Here is a 377-nt window from a genome sequence, read left to right on the forward strand (position 1 = left end):
ACCGAGGAGTTCTCGCTCGACGCGAACACCGCGATGGGCCGCGTGTGCGGCACGTCCGCGAGCATCGCGCCGAGGAACACGATCCGCTCGATGCCCGCGACCGAGATCGCGTCGAGCACCTCCTCGGCGAAGGTCTTCCAGCCGCGGGACGGCTCGGTTCCGAGCAGCACGTGCACGCCGGCGCCGCCGTCGATCGGGCCGGACAGCACGACGTTCGGCCAGGCGATCACGCGATCGCCCTTGTCGTCGAACGTGGTCACGGGGCGGTTGAACTGGTAATCGAAGTAGTCCTCGGGCTCGACCTCGACGAGCGACGACAGTCCCAGCTGGTCGCGCAGGGCGCGCACGGCGGTGGACGCCGCCTCACCCGCGTCGTT

Annotated in this window: 1 protein-coding gene; it reads right to left on the reverse strand. The window is 70.0% G+C overall.

Annotation, left to right across the window (positions count from 1 at the left end):
• Positions 1-377: PAC2 family protein (locus FJ658_RS15825; protein ID WP_141146269.1), on the reverse strand; the 377-nt coding region annotated here is incomplete at both ends.

Origin of the sequence: Schumannella sp. 10F1B-5-1, from assembly GCF_006517535.1 — a bacterium.
Lineage (GTDB): Bacteria > Actinomycetota > Actinomycetes > Actinomycetales > Microbacteriaceae > Schumannella.